This window comes from Litoreibacter albidus (genome assembly GCF_900107015.1).
In the GTDB taxonomy this organism is placed as follows: domain Bacteria; phylum Pseudomonadota; class Alphaproteobacteria; order Rhodobacterales; family Rhodobacteraceae; genus Litoreibacter; species Litoreibacter albidus.
This window is the reverse complement of record NZ_FNOI01000009.1, coordinates 95,828-117,768: the sequence shown is the minus strand read 5'-3', so window position 1 is coordinate 117,768 and position 21,941 is coordinate 95,828. Positions and strand designations below refer to the sequence as shown.

Below are 21,941 nucleotides of genomic sequence, written 5' to 3'. Positions count from 1 at the left end.
TTTTGCTGAAAATATTCCAGAAAATTGCCAAACTTACCCTGTTGTAACCTGATAGGTGGCAACAGAAAGCCGCCGATAGGTCGACGGTATTCGGGGGGATAAATATGCTTCATTCACGGGCTGTCCAAAGCTGGAGTCTGATCTCCGACATTGGGGGAAGCAGCACCCGTTTGGCCCGCGTTTTGGATGGCGAGATTGGCGACGTGGAGACGTTTTCAACGCAAAACGCTCGCAGTATTCCCGAACTCGTGTCCGACTACGTATCTCGGTTTCCCGTGCTGCCGAACCGTGCGGTAATTGCGGTAGCAGCCCCTATATCGAAGGGGGCTGTGCAGATGACAAACGCACAAAGCAACTTCGATGTCGCCGATATAGAGCCTTTGACATGCGACCAATCTGCGAGATTTATCAATGACTTCGAGGCTGCAGCATGGGCGTTGTCGACAGTTGAGAGCGACGATGTCGACCACCTTTCCGGCCCGACACGGATCCCCTACGGCAACCGCGTGATCCTCGGGCCGGGCACGGGGCTTGGCGTGGGTATCTTGGTGCAAACGCCATATGGCCCTATGGCCGTGCCCGGGGAGGGTGGCCACATCGGCATCTCTCCGCAAACGGACTTTGAGGTAGAGGTTTTCAAAGCCTTCCGCACCGTCTGGCCGGATGTGTTCTTCGGCCAACGTCTCTGCGTTGAGGCCGAAGCATTTTTAAGTGGCCGTGGCCTTCCGCACCTGCATCAGGCCGTCAGTCAAACTCTTGGAATGACGACCCCAGACCTGACGCCCCAAGACCTGCTTGCAAACCCGAAGGTGACGTGCCCGGCGATTGTCAAAACACGCGAGATATTCCGCACGCATCTTGGCCAAATTTGTGCAGATTTGGCACTGACGACCATGTCTCGTGGCGGCGTATTTATCGCGGGTGGGGTGGCGGTTAAGAACCCGTGGTTGTTTGATGAAACCTTTATTGGCGCGTTTCGTGACGGCGGCAGGTTCAGTGCGTTGCGGTCAGGTTTCCCACTCTATTTGATGAAAAGCACAGATTTCGGCCTCGTCGGAGCGCGCAACGCGCTTATGTCGGCCGGGTGACTTCATAAAGCTCAATGGGCAAGCCGTCGGGGTCCGCGAAGAACGCAAATCTTGCGCCGGTAAATTCGTCAACTCGGACTTCTTCTGGTGCGACACCTGATTGTTGCAATCCTCGGATCGCGGCATCTATGTCGCCGACGGTGAAAGCAAGGTGGCGCAGGCCTTGGGCCTCTGGAAACGACGGTCTCTGCGGTGCATCGGGGAAGGAAAACAGCTCTAGTTGCCCGCCATCTGGTAAGGCTAGATCCAGTTTCCACGACTGCCGGTCGGCACGGTAATTTTCCGCCAGAACCTTCAGCCCCAAGGTTTCGCAATAAAACTGTTTGGACGTGGTGTAGTCGCTGCAAATGATGGCGACATGGTGGATCGCGCGTAGGTGAACCATCAACATTCTCCCGTTCTGGCCATTTTGGCAAACCCTACGCGAAACGCGCGCGAAGGATGCAGATAAATCGCGATGAGATGTCAAATTATCCTCTATTTCTTAGGGATTTATGCTAGATAGGGTTTCATGGACCATATTTTGGTAATCGACGACGATCCTGAGATTTTGGAGCTTCTACAGCAGTTCCTCCAACGGCAAGGCTTGCAGGTTTCAACGGGTGCGTCCGGTGATGATCTATGGGCCGCACTTGAGGACAATTGCTACGATCTGGTGATCCTTGATGTGCTACTGCCCGGCGTTGACGGGTTGACCTTGTGCCGCGAATTGCGCGCGAAATCCGACGTGCCCATCGTCATATTGACGGCCCTTGATGAGGAAACCGACCGTATCGTCGGGCTGGAGGTCGGGGCCGATGATTATCTGGTGAAACCGTTCAGCCCGCGAGAGCTATTGGCGCGCATACGGGCCATATTTCGTCGCGCCGCCTTGGGGTCGCGGAATGGGGTCCAAAACGAGCCGAAGGTTTTCACCTTCGAGCAGTTCCGCTTCGATGTGACCAAACACGAACTCCGTGCCCCGAACGACGTGGTGATCCACTTGAGCCGTACGGAATTCGACCTCTTGCGGTTGTTCGTAAAGCGATCGCATGAGGCGATTGATCGAAACGACATTTCCGAACATCTGCGTGGCCATGAACTGGGGGCGTTTGACCGGAGCGTGGACCTTCACGTGAGCCGCCTTCGTACGAAGCTTGCGCCGCTTTTGGGTGTCGAAGACTTCATCAGAACGATCCGTGGGACAGGGTATATGTTCACGCTTGATGTCGACGTTCTGAAATGAGCCGCCCTCAAGGTCGCGTCGCCCTGTCGCTGTCACAGGTCATGTTCGCCTCAAGCACGATGGTCGCGATCACGATTGGCGCGCTTGGATATGGGACGCATAAGTCGCTGCAAGCCGCTGCTGTGAGCGAAGCAGTCGCGGCAGGATTTGGTACGCAGATGGTCGGCGTTCTTGCACAGCTTGAAGATGGCAGATCCGCCGCGCTGCGCGGTACGACGGACGGATTGCGTTGGCAACTTCAGACAGGCAACACGTTCTCCGCTGCGACAAGGCGCGGCTGGACGGAGACTGTTTTCCGCCTGCCAGAGACACCTGATCGGGCGCGGCTGGCGCGGGCAAGCCTGAAGGCCACGGCGCTTGATTCCAATGAGATACCGTCGGGCAAGTCTTTGGCGGCGCAACTGTCGGTCCTGTCCTCGCGCATTGCGGCCCTGCGCACGGATGCCGTTCTTCGGTTACAGTTGATTGATGGGCGGTGGGTGGAATTCAGCAGCCCCTCCCACTGGCGCGGGCGGATTACCAACGTACAAATAGGGCTTATCTGGTGTTTAGGAATCGCGAGCTTTCTGGGTCTGAATTCCGTGCTGTCAGGCTATTTGAAGCGTAAATTCAAGTTCCTGGTCGACTACGCGTATCTGCTATTGGGTCAGCGAAAACCGAATGAAATTGCGCTTGCCGGCCCGACGGAGCTGCGTGAATTGGCAACGGCATTGAACGCGATCAACAAAGACATTGGTCGCCAGATTACGGAGCGCACGCGCTTTCTAGCCGCGATCTCGCACGACCTGAGGACGCCCGCCACGCGAATGCAACTCAGGGCAGAGATGATCGACGACGATGCCCTTCGCAACAAACTCTTGTCGGATCTGGCCGAGATTTCACAAATGGTGAATGCCGCTGTCGACTTCTTGAAAGACGGTCTTCATCAGGAAAAGGCAGATAAAATCCTGTTCGTTACGTTAATGCAAAGCATCTGCGACGACTATGTGGATGTTGGCAAAAACGTGGTTCTGAACTTGCCGGAGCCCCTGACTGTTTCAGCCTCAGGCACGGTCTTTGATCCGCGTCGCAACAGTTTTGACGTCGATATGGACCGTCAGATCACCTTGATCTGCCAAGCCTGTCGCCTGCGTCGTGCGTTCAATAATATCATTGATAACGCGTTAAAATACGGCGGGTGGGCGCGCGTTGATATCGAGGCAAACGCGCAGGAGATCGTGGTTCGCGTGATCGACGGTGGTGACGGCATCGCGACCGACCAAACTGCACTGGTGTTTGAGCCGTTTTACCGCATCGAAGGGTCGCGCAGTCGGGCGACGGGGGGCGTTGGGCTTGGATTGTCCGTGGCAAAGTCAATCATCGAAGACCACAACGGCGAGATACAACTGTTCAACCATCACACCAACGGGCTGGAATTGCGCGTAAGCTTGCCGCGCAATTCCTAAGCAAGGTCAGACAAATTCCGACAGGACCGAGACAACCAATTCGTGATCTTCAATCTGCGGCAGGCCCGACACGGTCACCGTGCCAATCACACCCGCGCCCTCCACGATGATCGGAAATGCCCCGCCATGTGCCGCGTATCTGTTCGCGGGCAGCATGTACTTTTGCTCCAACGTGACGCCCGCAATTCTACAAAATGCTCCCATATAGAGAGAGCTGTGCCGGAACCTGTCGACCACGCGGTTTTTGCGGATGACCCACTGGGCATTGTCGGGCGTTGCACCTTCTAAGGCGCAGTGAAACAACACTTGTCCAGTGCGGGTGATGTCGACAACGACAGGCGCATTCGCGGCTTGAGCCTTGGCGACCAAGGCCTGACCAACCTCCAACGCGCGCGCCATGCTGAAGTCGCGAAACACGATGCGCGCCTCTTGATCCGCGATGTGCCGCAGAAGATCTTCGTCAGGCATCTCGTGAGGGGTCATACCAAAGCCACCGTGCGTTTCTCGATGCCGCTTGTTACGGCGGCTTGCAAGATTGCAAAGGTGTTGCGGGCGTCTTCGGGCGTCACGGGCAGGGGGGCACCAGTCAGGATCGCCTTGGCGACGCCGTTATAATACGTCTCATACGCGCCGTTCAGAGAGGGGATTTCCCTGCGCGAACTGCCGTCGGCGGCCAGCATGACCGCCTGCGCGTTGTCCATGTGACCCCACCCAGCATCGCCGGGGCGTTTGCCCGCTTTCAAGTCATCTTCCTGACCGTCCAACCCGTAGTGTTGGAATCCCGCCTTGTCACCGTAGAGCGCTATGCGCGGCCCGTGGTCATAGAGGAGCGAGCTTGCGTTCAGCACCACGCGGGCGGTCGGGTAGTCCAGAACGATATGGAAGAAGTCATCGACCACCGCCCCCTCGCGTTGCGCAGTCACGGAGGCCGTGACGGCCGTCGGCATGCCCAGCAGATAATATGCTTGGTCGATCAGATGTGCGCCCAGATCAAACAGAACCCCCGCGCCGGGGGCCGGTTCCTCGCGCCAGCGCTTCTTTACCGTTGGAACAAAACGGTCGTACCGGAATTCCGCGTATGAAATATCGCCCAACTCCCCGCCATCAACTACAGATTTTGCGGTGCGCAAGCCACCATCCCAACGGCGATTTTGGAAGACGGACAGCAGGCGGTCCTTGTCAGCAGCGCGCGCGATAAGGGTTTCCACCTCGGACAGGCGCACGGCCATAGGCTTGTCGATGACCACGTGTTTGCCTGCCGAAATTGCCTGCAAGCCAAGCGGAAAATGGCTGGTGTTCGGCGTGGCGATCACGATCAAATCTATGGCGTCGTTGTTGATAACGTCGTCGAACGATCCCGTCTCGACCCCGTCCGGCGTGTCCTTGCCCTCAAAGCTGCGGCTGCCGATCGCAGTCAATTCCATGTCGGGGCAGGACTGGATCAACGGCGCGTGAAACACCGATCCGGCAAGCCCGTATCCCAATAGGCCAACTTTTACTTTCGACATCTCATTCTCCCATTTCGATACGGTTGGTTGTGTCAGGGTCAAACAGACTGACCTCGTTCATTTTGAATTGAAACCGCATGGATTGTCCGGCGGGGACAACATCCTTCGGCGACAGGCGCGCGGTGACTTCTTTGCTCCCTAGGTTGAACACAACCATGGTGTCCGCCCCCGTGGGTTCGACCACATCCACGACCAGATCGAAAGACCCAGTGTCGTCCGCGCCGGATGGCGCGCGGGTGATCCCTTCGGGCCGGATGCCAAGTATCAGGTCCGTTCCCAGTCGCGCGGATAGGTCGGTGTTGCCGGTGGGTAGCACCAGTTCAATTTTCGTGCGCAGGTCGTCCGGTTGCGTGATGGTCGCGCAGTACTGTCCGCTTTCGTTTTGGGTCAAGACGCACGGCACAAAATTCATAGCAGGCGCGCCGATGAAGCCAGCCACGAACATATTGGCAGGGCGCTCGTAAATTTGCTGCGGCTCGCCGTACTGCTGAATTGCTCCGTTTTTCATCACCGCGACGTGGCTCGCCAACGTCATCGCCTCCACCTGATCATGGGTGACGTAAACAATCGTGGAGCCTAACCGTTGGTGCAGGCGCTTGATCTCGGTGCGCATTTCACCGCGCAGCTTCGCGTCAAGGTTTGAGAGCGGCTCGTCGAATAAAAACAGCTTGGGATCACGCACCAACGCGCGGCCCATCGCGACGCGCTGGCGTTGACCGCCGGACAGTTGCGCCGGACGCCGGTTCAACAGCGGCTTGATCTGCAACAGTCCCGCCACATGGTCCAGTGCCGCTGCCTGCTCCGCCTTGCTGGCCCCGCGCCGTTGCAGCCCGAAGGTGATATTCTTCGCCACGGTCATGCTGGGGTACAAAGCGTAGGATTGAAACACCATCGCGATGTCACGGTCGCGGGGGTGGACGTTGTTCACAACGCGGTCACCGATGCGAACTTCGCCACTGTCGATGGTTTCCAGCCCTGCAATCATGTTCAGGAGGGTGGATTTCCCGCAGCCCGAAGGACCAAGCAGCACAAGGAAATCGCCGTCCTCCAGATCAACATTGATCCCGTTGAGAATGTCATTCCCGCCAAGCTTCTTCCGGATGTCGGAAATTCTGAGGGTTGCCAATGTTCTATCCTTTCACAGAACCCGCGGTCAGACCGCGAATGAAGTATTTTCCGGCGACGACATAGACGAAGACCGTCGGAATGGCCGCGATGATGGAGGCGGCGAAATCTACGTTGTATTCTTTGACGCCAGTGGTGGTGTTGACCAGATTGTTGAGCGCGACGATGACCGGTTGACCCGCCCCAGAAGAGAACGCCGCCCCAAATAGAAAGTCGTTCCACATGCCGGTAAACTGCCAGATGACGGTCACCACGATGATCGGCGGGGACAGCGGCACGATGATGTACCACAGGGTCGCGAAGAAGCCCGCGCCGTCGATGGTGGCGGCTTTGATCAAATCGTCAGGGATGCTCACGTAGTAGTTTCGGAAAAACAGCGTCGTGAACGGGATGCCGTAGAGCGTGAACACCAAGCCCAGCCCGAGAGGGGTATTGGATATGCCAAGCGTCCCAAGGGTTTGCGCCATCGGCAGCAGGATCGCCTGATAGGGGACGAAGCAGCCGAACAGCATCAGGCCGAATACCAAATTGGCCCCTTTAAAGCGCCACTTGGTCAGCGCATAGCCGTTGATCATGCCCAGTACCGTGGAGACGATCACCGACGGCACCACGACCTTTAGCGTGAGCCAGAAGTGCGGGCTCAGGCCGTCGCACTTTGTACCGATGCAAGCCTGCCCCCATGCCTTCACCCACGCGTCAAACGTGATCTCTCGTGGCAAGGCGATGATGGAGCCGCTTTTGATCTCCGCTAACGGTCGCAAGGACGTGGACAGCATCACAAACAGGGGCATCAGGTAGTACGTCGCGAAGATCAGCAGCATCGCGTAAATGGTGATGCGCCCGATGATTTGTCCGATGGAGCGTCGTCCGGGAAGTGCGCTTGTATCAAGCATGACGCTCCCCCCTGAGTTGGGAGTAGAAGTAAGGCACCATGATCGCCATGACCGTCGCCAGCATCATCATCGCGCTCGCCGCGCCGACGCCCAACTGGTTGCGCTGGAATGACATCGCGAACATGAATGTGGCAGGTAGGTCGGACGCCACACCAGGGCCGCCTGCGGTCATTGCCACCACCAGATCGAAGCTCTTGATTGCAAGATGCGACAGGATCACCACCGCGCTCAGAAACACTGGCTTGATGGAGGGGATGATGATCGTTGTATAAATCCGCGGCAGGCTGGCGCCGTCAAGATAGGCCGCTTTGATAATGTCCTGATCAACCCCGCGAAGTGCGGCCAGAAACAGGGCCATCACAAAGCCCGAGGCCTGCCAGACGGCGGCAATAACCAGCGTGTAGACCACCATATCACGGTCCGCAATCCAGTCGAAGGTGAAGGTCTCGAACCCGAGGTCGCGCACGAATTGCTGCACGCCTAACCCGGGGTTCAAAATCCACTTCCACGCCGTCCCCGTCACAATGAAGGACAGCGCCATCGGATACAGGAATATCGTGCGCAACGCGCCTTCCATGCGGATGCGTTGGTCCAGTAATATGGCCAGCGTGATGCCGATCAGCAGGCTTATGAAGATGTAGAGCCCGCCAAACACCAGCATGTTGTTCAGGGCCGTATACCACCGCGACATGGACCAAAGGCGGTCGTATTGCTCTAGGCCCGCAAAGTTGTAGCTGGGCAGCATGCGGGAGTCTGAAAGGGAAATATAGCCGGTCCAAAGGATGAAACCGTAAACCACAACCAGTATCGCGAGGAATGACGGCGCGACGACAAATTGCGAGATGCGGGTCTGTAGCCAAAAGACAAAGTTACCTTGGCCACCCTTTGACCTGTCCGGGCTTTCGCCGGACTCTTTGGTCTGGGACATGTGTCCACCTCATGGGTGAAACTGCGACGGTGCGCAGTTGGTGTTGAATTAAATGCCGCTGCCGGATGGGGCAGCGGCATTCTTGAAGGGGTTGGGCTTACTGGGCGAGTTCAATCGCCTCGACCAGCAGTTCAACCGCTTCTTGGGAGGACATGTCCGAGTTGAAATGCTCGGTTATGATTTCCAGAAATGCCCCGCGATTGGCGCTGGATGTTGCCATCTCATGCGCCATACTTGGGACAAGAGTGCCGGACGCCAAAGTGGCCTCAATATCATCCATGGAGCGCACACCGCAGATGTCATAAGGCTCTCTCGATACGCCAAGACGGGCAGGTACGGAGCCCTTGTTCAGCGTGAACTCGATCTGCGCTTCTTCGGACAACAATAGCGACGCCATCAATTCACGACCGGCGACCGCATCGTCGGATGCATTCGGATCGTCAAAGAAGGCAAAGCTGTTGGAGTTCAGAATGTAGCCGCCCTTGTTCGGCGCTGGCGCACAGATGAAGTCTTCTCCGGGGGTTTTGTTGGCCGCCAGAAACTCCCCCTTGGCCCAATCGCCCATGATTTGCATGGCAGCGTCGCCGTTCATCACCATGGTCGTGGCAAGGTTCCAGTCGCGTCCCGAAAAGTTGTCGTCCACGTAGCCGCGCATGCGGCGCATCTGGTCGAAAACAGCGATCATAGTGTCACTGCGCAGCGCGTCTGGGTTCACGTCGACCAGCGCTTCACGGAAAAAGTCAGGGCCGCCAAGCCCCAAGGCCACGACCTCGAACATCGTGGCGTCTTGCCAAGGCTGGCCACCATGCGCCAACGGCGTGATGCCGGCTTCAAGCAGCTTGTCGGCAAGGGTGTTGAATTCGTCCCATGTGGTCGGCACGGCGCCGTCGACACTCGCCAGCACTTCGGGGTTCACCCACATCCAATCCACGCGGTGCACGTCCAGTGGAACCGCCGCGTATTTGCCGTCCACTTTCACGATGTCCGACAGAAGCGGCGGGAGGATGTCGTCCCATTTCTCGGCAGCCGCCACGTTTTCGAGGTCAGCCAAGGCCCCCGCGTTAGCCCATTCAGTCACAACCGGCCCCTTCAGGATCGTCATGCCGGGCGGATCGCCTGCAATGACGCGGGTGCGCAAAACGGTGTTCATCGCGTCCCCGCCGCCACCGGCAACTGGTTGGTCGACCCATTTGCCGCCTGCGTTGTTCAGTGCGTCGGCAAAGACGTTAATCGCGAGCGACTCGCCGCCCGAGGTCCAGTAATGCAGCACCTCCAACGTCGGTTCCGCGTGCGCGCCGCCTGCCAAAACCGCCGACATCATAGCGGCCCCCGAGACGTTTCTAATAGCTTTCGTTTTCATGGCATATCCTCCCTGGAAATGATCTCACTCAGTACATGCCCGCGCCTCCTCAAACACTGGCATGACTTGAAATCATAGTTTCCGAAGTCGGTGTGAGATGCACACGAAACTTGGTCTCAGGTTTGTAAAGATTTGATACAAACGCCAGTGGCGTCCAATAGGCGCGCGCAAGATAGGCCAGCAACAGTTAAGGCAAATAATCGGGAAGTTGCATCTAATTCGTTAACCAATTCGACGTAATCGTAGGGGATACGAAGGGTTAACTTATGGTGCAAATTGAGCAGACGCCCCTTGCTGGGGTCATCGTCATCACCCCGTCGCGGCATGGCGACGGGCGGGGGTTCTTTTCCGAGTCTTACAGCCAGAAAGCACTGGCCGCGCACGGTGTCAGCACCCGATTTGTGCAAGACAATCACTCTTTTTCAAAGGCGGCGGGCACCATTCGCGGTCTGCATTTTCAGGCCCCGCCCCACGCGCAGGACAAGCTGGTGCGCTGCGGGCGCGGGGCGTTGTTTGACGTGGCCGTCGATATCCGCCGAAACTCCTCCACCTATGGTGCATGGTTCGGGGCGGAGCTGAGTTTCGAGAACGGCAAACAGCTGCTGGTTCCAGCGGGCTTTGCCCACGGTTTTGTGACGCGGCAGCCGGACACGGAAATCATTTATAAATGCTCCGACCACTACGCACCCACCTCGGAAGGCGCATTGGCCTGGAACGACCGCGATGTCGGCATCAAGTGGGGCTTGGCGGGGCGTATACCAATCTTGTCAGACAAAGACGCGCAAGCGCCGCTGCTCGCCGATCTGCGGAGCCCGTTTGAATATGAGGGGGCATAGATGAAGCTGTTGGTCACAGGCGGGGCAGGGTTCATCGGGTCTGCGGTGGTCCGTTTGGCGATCGCGCGGGGTCATACCGTCGTGAACCTCGACGCGTTAACCTACGCGGCCTGTCTGGAGAACGTCGCCAGCGTGGCCTCCAACCCGCGCTACAGGTTCGAACACGCGGATATTTGTGACCGCGCGGCGCTAGACCGGATGTTCGCGGCGTACCAACCGGACGCGGTGATGCATTTGGCGGCCGAAACCCACGTGGATCGCTCTATTGATGGGCCTGAGGTCTTCGTCCAAACCAACATCACCGGCACCTCTACCTTGTTGGAGGCCGCGCGGAATTATTGGCAAAGCGCGGGAAAACCGCGCAATTTCCGCTTCCACCACGTCTCCACGGATGAGGTATTCGGCACCTTAGGCCCAACGGGCCAATTCACCGAAGACACGCCTTATGATCCGCAAAGCCCCTATGCGGCATCCAAGGCGGCCAGCGATCATCTGGTGCGGGCTTGGGGGCAGACCTATGGCTTGCCGTTCATCATTACCAATTGCTCGAACAATTACGGCCCGTTTCACTTCCCTGAAAAGCTGGTGCCCGTGGTTATCCTCAAGGCGCTTTCTGGGCAGCCGATCCCGATCTACGGCGACGGCAGCCACGTGCGCGATTGGCTATTCGTGGAGGATCATGCGGAGGCGTTACTATGCGCACTCCAATCAGGTGCGGTAGGGCGAAGCTACGCCATTGGCGGCGAGAATGAGGTCAGCAATCTGGCGCTGGTCAAGGTGATCTGCGCCTTGCTGGACGCGCGCCGCCCAACGCAAGCGCCCCATGCTCGCTTGATCACTTTTACGGCTGATCGCCCCGGTCATGATCTTCGTTACGCGATCGATCCGTCCCGTATCCGGACGGAGTTAGGGTGGTCCCCCTCAACGACGATAGAGAGCGGACTTGCGCGAACTGTGGATTGGTATCTGGACAATCCCGCGTGGTGGCAGGCGCTGCAAACCCGCCAAGGTGTTGGCATGCGTCTGGGCGCCGCGTGAGCCCCGCGCGTATCCTTGTGTTCGGGCGCACGGGCCAAGTTGGCAGCGCACTTAGCGCCTTAGACGGGTGCGGCGCACAGATCACCGCGCTTGGCCGTGCAGAGGCTGACCTGATCAATCCGTCAGCCTGCATAGCCGCAATCAAAACGCACCACCCCGACGCGGTCATCAACGCCGCCGCCTACACGTCGGTTGATGCCGCCGAAACGGATCGCGACACCGCGCGTGTGATCAACGCGGCGGCGCCGGCGGCCATGGCAAGGTTTTGCGCCGCGCAGGGTATTCCCTTCGTCACCATCTCAACGGATTATGTGTTCTCCGGCAAAGGTACAAAGCCGTGGACGCCAACCGACCTGCCGGACCCACAAAACACCTACGGGCGTACCAAGCGCGAGGGGGAGGTCGCGGTCGCATCAGCGGGCGGGCGTTATGCCATCTTGCGAACGTCTTGGGTGGTGTCGGCGCACGGGCGAAACTTTATCACAACGATGGTGACCCTTGGGGCATCGCGCGATGCACTGGCGGTTGTGTCGGACCAGATCGGCGCACCCACCGCCGCGGCGAACATCGCGCAGGCATGTGTGACTATTGCAAAAACGCTTGTGTCAGAGCCTGAAAAATCGGGGATATATCATCTATCCGGCACCCCGCACACGACTTGGGCAGACGTCGCCCGCATGGTTTTCAGCCATGCGAGCATCACATGCGACGTGCAAGACATCCCAACCCGCGATTACCCGACCGCAGCCGCCCGCCCCCTGAATTCACGGCTCGATTGCACCACGACACGGGCGGCCTTCGGGATCTCCCAAGCTGATTGGCGGGTCAGTGTCGCGGGCATTATCGACCAACTGAACGACAAAAACGAGGTAATCTCGGCATGACGCGAACACCCAAACGCAAAGGTATCATCCTCGCCGGTGGCTCCGGCACGCGGCTCTATCCGATTACCGTCAGCGTGTCGAAACAACTGCTACCGGTCTATAACAAGCCGATGATTTACTACCCGTTGTCGGTGCTGATGCTGGCGGGGATCCGCGACATCCTGATCATCACCACGCCGCAAGACGCCGATCAGTTCAAGCGCGCATTGGGCGACGGCAGCCAATGGGGCGTATCGCTGTCTTACGTCACCCAACCCGCGCCGGACGGCTTGGCGCAAGCCTATGTATTGGCGGAGGATTTCTTGAATGGTGCCGCGTCCGCCATGGTGCTTGGGGACAATATTTTCTTCGGCCACGGCTTGCCCGATATCCTTGCGCGGGCGAATGCGCAGGCGTGGGGCGGGACGGTGTTCGGCTACCGCGTGTCTGATCCGGAACGCTACGGTGTGGTGGATTTTGACGATAACGGTCGGGCGCAGCAGATCATTGAAAAGCCGCGCGTGCCCCCCTCCAACTACGCTGTTACGGGGCTTTATTTTCTGGATGGCACCGCGCCGGAGCGGGCGAAATCGGTCACACCCTCGGCCCGTGGGGAGCTGGAAATAACCGCGCTTTTGGAAATGTACCTCCATGACGGCTTGCTTAACGTGCAACGCATGGGGCGCGGTTATGCGTGGCTCGATACCGGCACGCACGCAAGCTTGCTTGATGCGGGGAATTTCGTGCGAACGCTGGAAACCCGCCAAGGACTGCAGACCGGAAGCCCAGATGAGATTGCCTTTACCCAAGGCTGGATCAACGCTGCGTGTCTGCGACGGCGGGCGACGCTCTTCGCCAAAAACGAGTACGGGGATTATCTGGAAAGCCTGCTTCAGGCGGAGCCTTGCGACACCGAACTGCACGCAAAATCACGCAACCACGACTTCCGTCCCCCAAGCGGTACAATCAGCGACAAGCTGCTTCGACAGATTAGCGTCGGTGAAAAGCATAGTAACGTCACTTAAGGAGCAGATCGTCAGCGGTGCCTTGCGCTCAAACTTGTTCTGATCGGCCACGACCATCACCTTTCGGGACCGTTTTATCGCGGTGCTACTGACGATGATTTCCTGCCCGTCAAAGTCCAGCAAATCGCCGTCCGCATCAATGGCGGAGCAGCCCAGAACCGAGTAATCAAACTTGAACTGCTTGACCATCTCCACGGTCAGCCCGCCGACAATCCCTCCGTCAGCGCGGCGCAGAACGCCGCCAGCTAGGATAATTTCGCAGCTGTGATTGGCGGCAAGAATATTGGCAATGTTCAGGTTGTTGGTGACGACCAGCAGGTTTTCATGATCAAGCAATTCATGCGCAACGGCCTCTGTCGTCGTGCCGATATTCATGAAGACGGACGCCCCGTTCGGGATCTCTTGGGCACATCTTACCGCAATCGATTTCTTGCCGTCTTCGTTCAGCCTGCGCCGCTCCTCGTACTGAATATTGACTACGCCGGAGGGGACAACCGCCCCGCCGTGGACGCGTTGAAGGCGGCCGCTGTCGGCCAGTTCCGACAGGTCGCGGCGAATGGTTTGCACGGTCACATCGTATAGCTCTGCAAGGCCGTCGACTGTCACCTTGCCGTCTTTTCGTGCCAGCTCGAGTATCTCTTTTTGCCTGAAGTTCGAGACCATCGCTCCCCCTTTGGTCACCTCCTTCACGCCGCATTTCTGGGGCGTGTTTAGTCGTATAAACAATCAATAGTCCTGCCCCAGCGTCAAGACTCGATTCGAATCTTCATGCTCGAATGGGACACATATGTTCGCATTGCGATAATAAAGCGCATGATTTTCAGAGGCATATGCCTAAACGAACATAAACGAACATTCGTTATTGACTTAAAATTTGACTCAGTGTTGATTGATGTGACGCTAAAAGCTGGGAGGCTTTGGCGCGGTATGACTGAGGGGGAGGCTTCAGTGGAGCAACGTGAAACTCACGACATAGTCGATCTGTTTGTCATCGGTGGTGGCATCAATGGGTGCGGCATTGCCCGTGACGCGGTGGGCCGTGGGCTTCGTGTCGAACTGGCCGAAATGAACGACCTCGCCTCGGCAACATCTTCCGCCTCTACCAAGCTTTTCCACGGCGGATTGCGCTATCTGGAATACTGGGAAGTCCGCCTTGTCCGCGAGGCTTTGATCGAGCGCGAAACGCTTCTGCGCGCCATGCCGCATATCTCTTGGCCGATGCGCTTTGTGCTGCCTTATCACCCCGATATGCGCTTTGATGGCGATACGCCAACCTCCAAAGTTTTGAACATTTTCATGCCGTGGATGAAGGGCCGCCGCCCCGCGTGGCTCATCCGCTTTGGCCTGTTCCTTTACGATAACCTCGGTGGTCGGAATATCCTGAAGGGCACAACGTCCTTGAGTCTGTCGGGAACGCCAGAAGGCGCGCCGCTGGAAGACCGCTTCGAGAAGGCGTTTGAATACTCCGACTGCTGGATCGAAGACAGCCGTTTGGTGGTTCTGAACGCCCGCGACGCGCAGGCGCGCGGTGCCAAGATTAACGTGCGCACCAAGGTTGTGTCGGCGGAGCAGTCGGACGGCATCTGGAACGTGACGCTGGAGCAGCAAGACGGTAGCCAGCGCGTTGTGCAGGCGCGGATGCTGATCAACGCGGGCGGCCCGTGGGTGGAAAACGTCATTCGCAACACGGTGCGCAGCAACTCCACTGACGGCGTTCGGCTGGTTCGTGGCAGCCACATCGTGACCCGCAAGCTTTATGATCACGACAAATGCTATTTCTTTCAAGGCGAAGACGGCCGGATCATCTTCACGATCCCTTACGAGACTGATTTCACCCTGATCGGCACCACCGATGCGGATCACGAGGACGTCTCCCAAAAGCCTGTTTGTACGCCGGAGGAGCAGACATATCTGCTCAACTTCGCCTCAAAATACCTGAAAGAAGACATCTCGGATGACGACGTTGTCTGGACATATTCCGGCGTGCGCCCGCTCTATAATGACGGTGCCAGCTCCGCGACTGCTGCAACGCGCGATTATGTGCTAAAGGTAGATAAGTCGTCGGGCGCGCCGATCCTGAACGTGTTTGGCGGCAAGATCACCACCTACCGCAAACTGGCTGAATCCGCGTTGGAAAAGATCGCAGGCGTCTTGCCGGATACGGGTAAACCGTGGACGGCGGGCGTGCCACTGCCGGGCGGTGATTTTCCGGTCGACGGGGTCGGTGCGCTGAAACAGCGGCTGTCTGCGCAATTCCCGTTTTTGGATGATGCTTGGGCGGCGCGGCTGATCAAAGCGTACGGTTTGGACGCGTTTGACCTGCTTGGCGATGCGGCATCCATTGCCGATCTGGGCCAGTCTTTCGGCTTCAACCTGACAGAGCGCGAAGTGCGCTGGCTGGTAGATCACGAATTCGCGCAGACCGCAGAGGACATCGTTTGGCGGCGATCGAAACTGGGCCTTCGCCTGACGACAGAAGAAATTGACGCGCTTGACGCGTGGCTGACAACGGCAACGCAGCACACCGTGTGAAAAGCGCTAAGGGGAGAACGAAATGTCACTTGTTTTAGAGGGCGTGTCGAAGGTCGTGAACGGCCAGACGCATATTTACCCCACCGATCTAGAGCTGCAATCGGGCACAATGAACGTGCTGCTTGGGCCAACCTCGTCGGGCAAAACATCGCTGATGCGCCTGATGGCGGGGCTGGATGTGCCGAACACGGGTAAGGTATTCTGGGGGGGCAAGGACGTCACCGGCCTGCGCGTGCAGGATCGCGGCGTGGCGATGGTGTACCAGCAGTTCATCAACTACCCCTCGATGACAGTCTATGAGAACATCGCCAGCCCGATGCGCCTCTTGAAACAATCCGCAGAGCAGATTGACGCGGCAGTGAAAAACGCGGCAGAGCTGATGAAGCTCACCCCGTTTCTGGACCGCAAGCCGCTGGAACTGTCCGGCGGCCAACAACAGCGCTGCGCCCTTGCGCGCGCGCTTGTGAAAGGCGCGGGGCTGGTTCTGCTGGACGAGCCTTTGGCCAACCTCGACTACAAACTCCGTGAAGAACTGCGCGCGGAAATCCCGAAGATCTTTGAAGAGGCAGGCTCCATCTTCGTCTACGCCACGACAGAGCCGGAAGAGGCGCTGCTTCTTGGCGGCAACACGGCGACGATCTGGGAAGGCCGCATCACCCAGTTTGATAAGACACCGATCGTCTACCGCCAGCCGGTCAATGCGACGACGGCACGCGTCTTCTCCGACCCGCCCATGAACTTTCTGGAGTTCGAGAAATCCGGCGACCAGCTGCGCTTTGGCGACGGCAAAATCGGCGCGGCGACCTCCGGCGCCTTCGTTGGTCTTGCCGATGGCAGCTATGTTGCGGGCTTCCGCCCGAACCACCTGAAGCTGGAGAAAGAGGCGCCCGACGCGCTAGAATTCACCGGCGACCTGTCGGTGACAGAGATCACAGGCTCGGAGACATTCATCCATCTGAAGCACCACGGCGAAAACTGGGTCGGCTTGGTGCACGGCGTTAAAGCGCTGCAAACCGGCGCGGAACTCAACGTCTATCTGGACCAGGCACATGTTTACATCTTTGCGCAAGACGGCACTTCTGTCGCTCCGGCGTCTTACGCAGCTGCAGCTTGAGGGAACGAACCAATGGCTAAAATTACCCTCGAAAATCTGGCGCATTCCTACCTGCCAAACCCCAAGCATGAAGACGATTATGCGCTGAAAGAACTGAACCACGATTGGGTGGACGGCGAGGCTTACGCTCTGCTTGGCTCTTCGGGGTGCGGCAAGTCAACGTTGCTCAACATCATCTCCGGTTTGCTGCACCCCAGTCAGGGGCGCATTTTGTTCAACGACAAGGACGTCACGAACGCACCGACAACGCAGCGCAACATCGCGCAGGTTTTCCAGTTTCCGGTTGTCTACGACACGATGACTGTGCGCGACAATCTGGCGTTCCCGCTGCGCAACCGCGGCGCTGATCCCAGCTACATCAAAGACCGCGTGCAGCAGATCGCCGCAATGATCGGCATGGAAGCGACGCTGGATCACAAGGCGCGCGGCCTAACTGCTGACGCCAAACAGAAAATCTCGCTCGGGCGCGGCATGGTCCGCGAGGACGTGAACGCGCTGCTGTTCGACGAGCCGCTGACCGTGATCGACCCGCACATGAAGTGGGAGCTGCGCACGCAGCTAAAATCGCTGCACCAAGAGTTCGGCCATACGATGATCTACGTGACCCACGACCAAACGGAGGCCCTGACCTTCGCGGATAAAGTCGTGGTCATGTATGACGGGCGCGTTGTGCAAATGGGCACCCCAAGGGAGCTGTTCGAGACGCCGGAGCACACCTTCGTGGGCTACTTCATCGGCTCGCCCGGCATGAACGTTCTGGCGGCCGACGTGCAGGGCGACAAGGCCGTCATCGGCGGGACGCAGATATCACTGGGCAAGGGGTTTGGCGCGCCGCAAGGGCAGGTCGAAGTCGGCGTACGGCCGGAATTCGCGTCCCTCGCCACTGGCGACGCGGGCTTGCCAGTCACAATCAAACGGGTCGAAGACGTGGGCCGCCACAAGATCGTGCGCGCGGATTTTCAAGGCGCAGAGATCAACATTCTGGCGGGCGAGGGCGAGACAATCTCCCCCGACATGAACCGCGTTGTGTTCGATACGGCAGGGGTCAACGTCTACTCCAACAGCTGGCGCGTCACGCCAGAGGTGGCGTAATGGCGCAGAAATCCCAACCCCGCCCACTGCTCTTTAAAAGGAACGCGTCATGAATAAGACAGTCAACCAAAAGGCCTGGTTTCTAATTCTGCCAGTGCTGCTGCTCGTCGCGTTCTCGGCGGTTATTCCGTTGATGACAGTGGTAAATTACTCGGTCCAAGACACCTTCGGGCAAAACCAGTTCTTCTGGGCGGGCCTCGATTGGTTCCGCGAAATGATGGCGTCGGAGCGTATGTGGGATGCCTTGGGTCGCCAAATTGCGTTCTCGGGCATCATTCTGGCGATCGAAATTCCTTTGGGTATTTTTGTGGCGCTGAACATGCCGAAGAAAGGGTTCTGGGCGTCCGTCTGTCTGGTGCTTATGTCCCTGCCATTGCTGATCCCGTGGAACGTGGTTGGCACCATCTGGCAAATCTTCGGGCGCGTCGACATCGGCCTTCTGGGCTACACGCTGGCCGCCTTGGGCATCGACTATAACTACACCCAAGACTTCTACGCCGCATGGGCAACCGTCATCGTGATGGACGTCTGGCACTGGACGTCGCTGGTGGCGCTGCTGGCCTACGCTGGCCTGCAATCCATCCCCGACGCCTATTACCAAGCCGCGAAAATCGACCAAGCGAGCCGCTGGAAAGTGTTCCGTTTCATTGAGCTACCCAAGATCATGGGCGTGCTGATGATCGCGATTTTGCTGCGCTTTATGGACAGCTTCATGATCTACACAGAGCCGTTCGTGGTCACAGGTGGTGGACCGGGCAACTCGACAACCTTCCTGTCGATCGACTTGGTGAAAATGGCCCTCGGCCAGTTTGACCTAGGCCCCGCCGCCGCGTTCTCGATCATGTATTACCTCGTGATTTTGCTGGTGTCTTACGTGTTCTACACCGTGATGACGAACCTCGACAAAAGGGATGGCCACTGATGTCTGATCTCACCAACACCCCCGCCAAGCGTGGCTTCGCGCTGCCCAAGATCAAGGGCAACGCGGTCGTCATGGGGCTTTACCTGCTGTTCCTGCTTTTGCCGATCTACTGGCTCTTGAACATGAGCTTGAAGACCAACACGGAAATTCTGAACAGCTTCACCCTGTGGCCGCGCGATTTGACCTTCGCCAACTACGTGACGATCCTCACCGATCCGTCATGGTACACGGGCTACCTGAACTCGATGGCCTACGTGCTGATGAACATGGTTATTTCCCTGCTCGTCGCCCTGCCTGCCGCCTACGCGTTCAGCCGCTACACCTTCTTGGGCGACAAGCACCTGTTCTTCTGGCTGTTGACCAACCGGATGGCGCCGCCTGCCGTTTTCGCGCTGCCATTCTTCCAGCTCTATAGCTCGGTGGGCTTGTTCGACACACATATCGCAGTGGCCTTGGCGCATTGCTTGTTCAACGTGCCGCTGGCGGTTTGGATTTTGGAAGGCTTCATGCGCGGCGTGCCGAAGGAAATCGACGAGACGGCCTATATCGACGGCTATTCATTCTCGCGGTTCTTCATCCGTATTTTCACCCCGCTGGTGGCATCGGGCATCGGCGTCACGGCGTTCTTTTTGTTCATGTTCTCATGGGTGGAGCTGCTGCTCAGCCGCACGCTGACCAGTGTGAACGCCAAGCCGATTGCCGCCACGATGACACGCACCGTGGGCGCTGCCGGGATTGACTGGGGGGTTCTTGCTGCGGCGGGGGTTCTGACCATCATTCCGGGTGCTTTGGTGATCTATTTTGTTCGCAACTACATCGCCAAGGGCTTTGCCCTGGGCCGCGTGTAAGAAAAGAAGAAGGAGTAACACTATGGACTGGATGGCATGGACTTGGCCGACCGCCGCTTTCTTCGGTGTGATCGCGTTGACCCTGATCACCTTCACGATCTTGGCAATCAAATACCCCGAGGTGCCGCGCAACGGCATCTTGGGGATCGAAACAACGCGCGGTGACCGCTTGTTCATCACGCTGCTTGGCTCTGCCTTTATCAATCTGGCTTGGCTTGGAATGCTCAGCGCGCCCCAATGGGGGGCTCTGATCGTATGTCTCTTTTATGCCATCGCGGTTTTCCGCTGGGTGTAGAGGATGGCAGTATGGATGGTCAGTTTTGCAAGAATGCGGCCATCTTGAATGTTCTATTTTAGGGAGGAACAAAATGAACTTGCGACTTAAAGGAACGACTGCGCTCGGGCTTGCTGCATGCATGCTGGCCGCGCCTGCGTTCGCTGACATGGAGGCCGCCAAGGCCTTCCTCGATTCAGAGATCGGCGATCTGTCATCTCTGTCGCGTGCGGACCAAGAAGCTGAACTTCAGTTCTTCGTCGACGCCGCAGCACCCTACGCTGGCATGTCGATCAACGTTGTGTCCGAGACCATCGGCACGCACACGTATGAATCCACCGTTCTGGCCCCTGCGTTTGAAGCCATCACCGGCATCAAAGTCACGCACGACCTGATCGGCGAAGGCGACGTTGTTGAGAAGCTGCAAACGCAAATGCAGTCCGGCGAGAACATCTATGACGCCTATATCAACGACTCCGACCTGATCGGCACGCACTGGCGCTACAAGCAAGCGCGCAACCTGACAGACTGGATGACAGGCGACGGCGCAAGCGTCACGAACCCGAACCTCGATCTGGAAGACTTCATCGGCATCGACTTCACCACTGGCCCAGACGGCAAAGTGTACCAGTTGCCTGACCAACAGTTCGCAAACCTCTACTGGTTCCGCGCTGACTGGTTCGACGACGAGCAGAACAAAGCCGACTTCCTTGCGGAATACGGTTACGATCTGGGTGTGCCTGTAAACTGGTCCGCCTATGAGGACATCGCAAAGTTCTTCACCGGTCGCGACCTGTCGCGCCTTGGCGTTGAAGGCGACGTTTACGGCAACATGGACTACGGCAAGAAAGACCCGTCCTTGGGTTGGCGCTACACTGATGCGTGGCTGTCCATGGCTGGTGCCGGCGACAAGGGTGAGCCGAACGGCCTGCCAGTTGACGAATGGGGCATCCGCGTCAACGAAAAGTCGCAGCCTGTTGGCTCCTGCGTCGCGCGTGGCGGTGCCACAAACGGCCCGGCTGCCGTCTATGCTGTCACCAAGTCCATCGAGTGGCTGGAGAAGTACTCTCCCCCAGCTGCAGCGGGTATGACGTTCTCCGAAGCGGGTCCAATTCCTGCGCAGGGCAACGTTGCACAGCAAATGTTCTGGTACACTGCGTTCACCGCAGCGTCCGTAGAGCCTGACCTGCCAGTGATGAACGAAGACGGCACGCCAAAATGGCGTATGGCGCCTTCGCCACACGGTGCATATTGGACCGAAGGCACCAAGATCGGCTACCAAGACGCCGGTGCATGGACGCTGATGGAATCGACACCTGTGGACCGCGCACAAGCCGCGTGGCTTTACGCGCAGTTCGTGACATCCAAGACTGTCGACGTGAAGAAAAGCCATGTTGGTCTGACGTTCATTCGTGAATCCACCATCCAGCACGAAAGCTTCACCGAGCGTGCGCCTAAATTGGGCGGTCTGGTTGAATTCTACCGTTCGCCAGCGCGCGTTCAGTGGTCCCCAACCGGCACGAACGTTCCTGACTACCCGAAGCTGGCTCAGTTGTGGTGGCAGAACATCGGCGACGCAATGTCGGGTGCCAAAACCCCACAAGAAGCGCTTGATGCTCTGTGCGAAGACCAAGAAAAAGTCATGATCCGTCTGGAGCGCGCAGGCGTTCAGGGCGAACTTGGTCCGGTTATGAACGAAGAAAGCGATCCGTCCTACTGGCTCGACCAGCCCGGTTCGCCAAAGCCGAAACTCGCTGACGAGAACGAAAAGCCTGTCACCATCGCGTATGACGAGCTGATCAAATCTTGGCAGTAAGCTAACCAT

The 21,941-nt window shown here is 58.0% G+C and carries 22 protein-coding genes; 14 read left to right on the top strand and 8 right to left on the bottom strand.

All coding sequences use genetic code 11. The features are described from left to right. Positions 1 to 104 precede the first annotated feature (104 nt). Positions 105 to 1,088: a glucokinase gene (locus BLW66_RS16510; protein ID WP_089948570.1), complete on the top strand. Its 984-nt coding sequence runs from the start codon at positions 105 to 107 to the stop codon at positions 1,086 to 1,088. On the opposite strand, the gene gloA2 is transcribed toward BLW66_RS16510, so the two are convergent. Further along, on the bottom strand, positions 1,072 to 1,473 hold the full coding sequence (gene gloA2, locus BLW66_RS16505) for an SMU1112c/YaeR family gloxylase I-like metalloprotein (protein WP_089948567.1): 402 nt from the start codon (positions 1,471 to 1,473) through the stop codon (positions 1,072 to 1,074). The two genes, BLW66_RS16510 and gloA2, sit on opposite strands and share 17 nt — an antisense overlap. Positions 1,474 to 1,599: 126 nt before the next feature. On the opposite strand from gloA2, the gene BLW66_RS16500 reads away from it, so the two are divergent. Together BLW66_RS16500 and BLW66_RS16495 are read left to right on the top strand one after the other, a co-directional pair. After that, complete coding sequence (locus BLW66_RS16500; protein ID WP_089948564.1) at positions 1,600 to 2,313, top strand: response regulator; 714 nt, start codon at positions 1,600 to 1,602, stop codon at positions 2,311 to 2,313. Further along, positions 2,310 to 3,758, top strand: a complete 1,449-nt coding sequence (locus BLW66_RS16495; RefSeq protein WP_089948562.1) for a sensor histidine kinase — start codon at positions 2,310 to 2,312, stop codon at positions 3,756 to 3,758. The genes BLW66_RS16500 and BLW66_RS16495 overlap by 4 nt, the downstream gene beginning before the upstream one ends. 6 nt (positions 3,759 to 3,764) lie before the next feature. Here BLW66_RS16495 and BLW66_RS16490 read toward each other — a convergent pair whose 3' ends face one another. The 6 genes from BLW66_RS16490 to BLW66_RS16465 form a co-directional block, all read right to left on the bottom strand. Further along, on the bottom strand, positions 3,765 to 4,241 hold the full coding sequence (locus tag BLW66_RS16490; protein ID WP_089948559.1) for a heme-degrading domain-containing protein: 477 nt from the start codon (positions 4,239 to 4,241) through the stop codon (positions 3,765 to 3,767). Continuing rightward, positions 4,238 to 5,266 (bottom strand): Gfo/Idh/MocA family oxidoreductase, encoded by a 1,029-nt coding sequence (locus BLW66_RS16485; RefSeq protein ID WP_089948556.1) that lies wholly within the window; start codon positions 5,264 to 5,266, stop codon positions 4,238 to 4,240. The genes BLW66_RS16490 and BLW66_RS16485 overlap by 4 nt, the downstream gene beginning before the upstream one ends. Position 5,267: 1 nt before the next feature. Further along, positions 5,268 to 6,392, bottom strand: a complete 1,125-nt coding sequence (locus BLW66_RS16480; protein WP_089948553.1) for an ABC transporter ATP-binding protein — start codon at positions 6,390 to 6,392, stop codon at positions 5,268 to 5,270. Between the two features lie 4 nt (positions 6,393 to 6,396). Continuing rightward, entirely contained in the window at positions 6,397 to 7,284 is an 888-nt protein-coding gene (locus tag BLW66_RS16475; protein ID WP_089948550.1) for a carbohydrate ABC transporter permease, read from the bottom strand. Then, the gene (locus BLW66_RS16470) at positions 7,277 to 8,212 is read right to left on the bottom strand and encodes a carbohydrate ABC transporter permease (RefSeq protein ID WP_089948548.1); all 936 of its coding nucleotides are present in this window, start codon (positions 8,210 to 8,212) and stop codon (positions 7,277 to 7,279) included. Before BLW66_RS16470 ends, BLW66_RS16475 begins: the two co-directional genes overlap by 8 nt. A gap of 97 nt (positions 8,213 to 8,309) precedes the next feature. After that, positions 8,310 to 9,572, bottom strand: a complete 1,263-nt coding sequence (locus BLW66_RS16465) for an ABC transporter substrate-binding protein (protein ID WP_089948544.1) — start codon at positions 9,570 to 9,572, stop codon at positions 8,310 to 8,312. Between the two features lie 269 nt (positions 9,573 to 9,841). Between BLW66_RS16465 and rfbC the strand changes: the two genes are divergently transcribed. The 4 genes from rfbC to rfbA are packed head-to-tail and all read left to right on the top strand — an operon-like array spanning position 9,842 to position 13,334. Further along, the gene (rfbC, locus tag BLW66_RS16460; RefSeq protein WP_342027830.1) at positions 9,842 to 10,408 is read left to right on the top strand and encodes a dTDP-4-dehydrorhamnose 3,5-epimerase; all 567 of its coding nucleotides are present in this window, start codon (positions 9,842 to 9,844) and stop codon (positions 10,406 to 10,408) included. Beyond that, a complete protein-coding gene (gene rfbB / locus BLW66_RS16455; protein WP_089948538.1) occupies positions 10,409 to 11,446 on the top strand; it encodes a dTDP-glucose 4,6-dehydratase in 1,038 nt (345 codons plus the stop codon). After that, positions 11,443 to 12,330, top strand: coding sequence for a dTDP-4-dehydrorhamnose reductase (rfbD, locus tag BLW66_RS16450; protein ID WP_244508679.1), 888 nt, complete (start codon positions 11,443 to 11,445; stop codon positions 12,328 to 12,330). The genes rfbB and rfbD overlap by 4 nt, the downstream gene beginning before the upstream one ends. After that, positions 12,327 to 13,334 carry a glucose-1-phosphate thymidylyltransferase RfbA gene (rfbA, locus tag BLW66_RS16445; RefSeq protein WP_089948532.1) on the top strand — a complete coding sequence of 336 codons (1,008 nt, stop codon included), beginning with the start codon at positions 12,327 to 12,329 and terminating at the stop codon, positions 13,332 to 13,334. The genes rfbD and rfbA overlap by 4 nt, the downstream gene beginning before the upstream one ends. Here rfbA and BLW66_RS16440 read toward each other — a convergent pair. Beyond that, on the bottom strand, positions 13,239 to 13,997 hold the full coding sequence (locus tag BLW66_RS16440) for a DeoR/GlpR family DNA-binding transcription regulator (RefSeq protein WP_089948528.1): 759 nt from the start codon (positions 13,995 to 13,997) through the stop codon (positions 13,239 to 13,241). The genes rfbA and BLW66_RS16440 overlap by 96 nt on opposite strands. Positions 13,998 to 14,261: 264 nt before the next feature. On the opposite strand from BLW66_RS16440, the gene glpD reads away from it, so the two are divergent. The 7 genes from glpD (at position 14,262) to BLW66_RS16405 (ending at position 21,932) form a co-directional block, all read left to right on the top strand. After that, a complete protein-coding gene (gene glpD / locus BLW66_RS16435) occupies positions 14,262 to 15,866 on the top strand; it encodes a glycerol-3-phosphate dehydrogenase (RefSeq protein WP_089948525.1) in 1,605 nt (534 codons plus the stop codon). Between the two features lie 22 nt (positions 15,867 to 15,888). Then, positions 15,889 to 16,980, top strand: a complete 1,092-nt coding sequence (locus BLW66_RS16430) for an ABC transporter ATP-binding protein (RefSeq protein ID WP_089948522.1) — start codon at positions 15,889 to 15,891, stop codon at positions 16,978 to 16,980. 12 nt (positions 16,981 to 16,992) lie between these two features. Beyond that, a complete protein-coding gene (locus BLW66_RS16425; protein ID WP_089948520.1) occupies positions 16,993 to 18,072 on the top strand; it encodes an ABC transporter ATP-binding protein in 1,080 nt (359 codons plus the stop codon). Between the two features lie 49 nt (positions 18,073 to 18,121). Beyond that, positions 18,122 to 18,994, top strand: coding sequence for a carbohydrate ABC transporter permease (locus BLW66_RS16420; RefSeq protein ID WP_089948518.1), 873 nt, complete (start codon positions 18,122 to 18,124; stop codon positions 18,992 to 18,994). Further along, the gene (locus tag BLW66_RS16415) at positions 18,994 to 19,842 is read left to right on the top strand and encodes a carbohydrate ABC transporter permease (RefSeq protein WP_089948515.1); all 849 of its coding nucleotides are present in this window, start codon (positions 18,994 to 18,996) and stop codon (positions 19,840 to 19,842) included. The genes BLW66_RS16420 and BLW66_RS16415 overlap by 1 nt, the downstream gene beginning before the upstream one ends. A gap of 22 nt (positions 19,843 to 19,864) precedes the next feature. Then, on the top strand, positions 19,865 to 20,137 hold the full coding sequence (locus BLW66_RS16410) for a DUF2160 domain-containing protein (RefSeq protein ID WP_089948512.1): 273 nt from the start codon (positions 19,865 to 19,867) through the stop codon (positions 20,135 to 20,137). Positions 20,138 to 20,210: 73 nt separating this feature from the next. Next, positions 20,211 to 21,932, top strand: a complete 1,722-nt coding sequence (locus BLW66_RS16405; protein ID WP_089948510.1) for an ABC transporter substrate-binding protein — start codon at positions 20,211 to 20,213, stop codon at positions 21,930 to 21,932. The last annotated feature ends 9 nt before the right edge of the window (positions 21,933 to 21,941 follow it).

What these genes read in the sequence shown, in the direction of transcription:
- BLW66_RS16510 (WP_089948570.1), top strand. Translation starts at nt 105, where the DNA reads ATGCTTCATTCACGGGCTGTCCAAAGCTGGAGTCTGATCTCCGACATT.
- gloA2 (WP_089948567.1), bottom strand. Translation starts at nt 1,473, where the DNA reads ATGGTTCACCTACGCGCGATCCACCATGTCGCCATCATTTGCAGCGAC.
- BLW66_RS16500 (WP_089948564.1), top strand. Translation starts at nt 1,600, where the DNA reads ATGGACCATATTTTGGTAATCGACGACGATCCTGAGATTTTGGAGCTT.
- BLW66_RS16495 (WP_089948562.1), top strand. Translation starts at nt 2,310, where the DNA reads ATGAGCCGCCCTCAAGGTCGCGTCGCCCTGTCGCTGTCACAGGTCATG.
- BLW66_RS16490 (WP_089948559.1), bottom strand. Translation starts at nt 4,241, where the DNA reads ATGACCCCTCACGAGATGCCTGACGAAGATCTTCTGCGGCACATCGCG.
- BLW66_RS16485 (WP_089948556.1), bottom strand. Translation starts at nt 5,266, where the DNA reads ATGTCGAAAGTAAAAGTTGGCCTATTGGGATACGGGCTTGCCGGATCG.
- BLW66_RS16475 (WP_089948550.1), bottom strand. Translation starts at nt 7,284, where the DNA reads ATGCTTGATACAAGCGCACTTCCCGGACGACGCTCCATCGGACAAATC.
- BLW66_RS16470 (WP_089948548.1), bottom strand. Translation starts at nt 8,212, where the DNA reads ATGTCCCAGACCAAAGAGTCCGGCGAAAGCCCGGACAGGTCAAAGGGT.
- BLW66_RS16465 (WP_089948544.1), bottom strand. Translation starts at nt 9,572, where the DNA reads ATGAAAACGAAAGCTATTAGAAACGTCTCGGGGGCCGCTATGATGTCG.
- rfbB (WP_089948538.1), top strand. Translation starts at nt 10,409, where the DNA reads ATGAAGCTGTTGGTCACAGGCGGGGCAGGGTTCATCGGGTCTGCGGTG.
- rfbA (WP_089948532.1), top strand. Translation starts at nt 12,327, where the DNA reads ATGACGCGAACACCCAAACGCAAAGGTATCATCCTCGCCGGTGGCTCC.
- BLW66_RS16440 (WP_089948528.1), bottom strand. Translation starts at nt 13,997, where the DNA reads ATGGTCTCGAACTTCAGGCAAAAAGAGATACTCGAGCTGGCACGAAAA.
- glpD (WP_089948525.1), top strand. Translation starts at nt 14,262, where the DNA reads ATGACTGAGGGGGAGGCTTCAGTGGAGCAACGTGAAACTCACGACATA.
- BLW66_RS16430 (WP_089948522.1), top strand. Translation starts at nt 15,889, where the DNA reads ATGTCACTTGTTTTAGAGGGCGTGTCGAAGGTCGTGAACGGCCAGACG.
- BLW66_RS16425 (WP_089948520.1), top strand. Translation starts at nt 16,993, where the DNA reads ATGGCTAAAATTACCCTCGAAAATCTGGCGCATTCCTACCTGCCAAAC.
- BLW66_RS16420 (WP_089948518.1), top strand. Translation starts at nt 18,122, where the DNA reads ATGAATAAGACAGTCAACCAAAAGGCCTGGTTTCTAATTCTGCCAGTG.
- BLW66_RS16415 (WP_089948515.1), top strand. Translation starts at nt 18,994, where the DNA reads ATGTCTGATCTCACCAACACCCCCGCCAAGCGTGGCTTCGCGCTGCCC.
- BLW66_RS16410 (WP_089948512.1), top strand. Translation starts at nt 19,865, where the DNA reads ATGGACTGGATGGCATGGACTTGGCCGACCGCCGCTTTCTTCGGTGTG.
- BLW66_RS16405 (WP_089948510.1), top strand. Translation starts at nt 20,211, where the DNA reads ATGAACTTGCGACTTAAAGGAACGACTGCGCTCGGGCTTGCTGCATGC.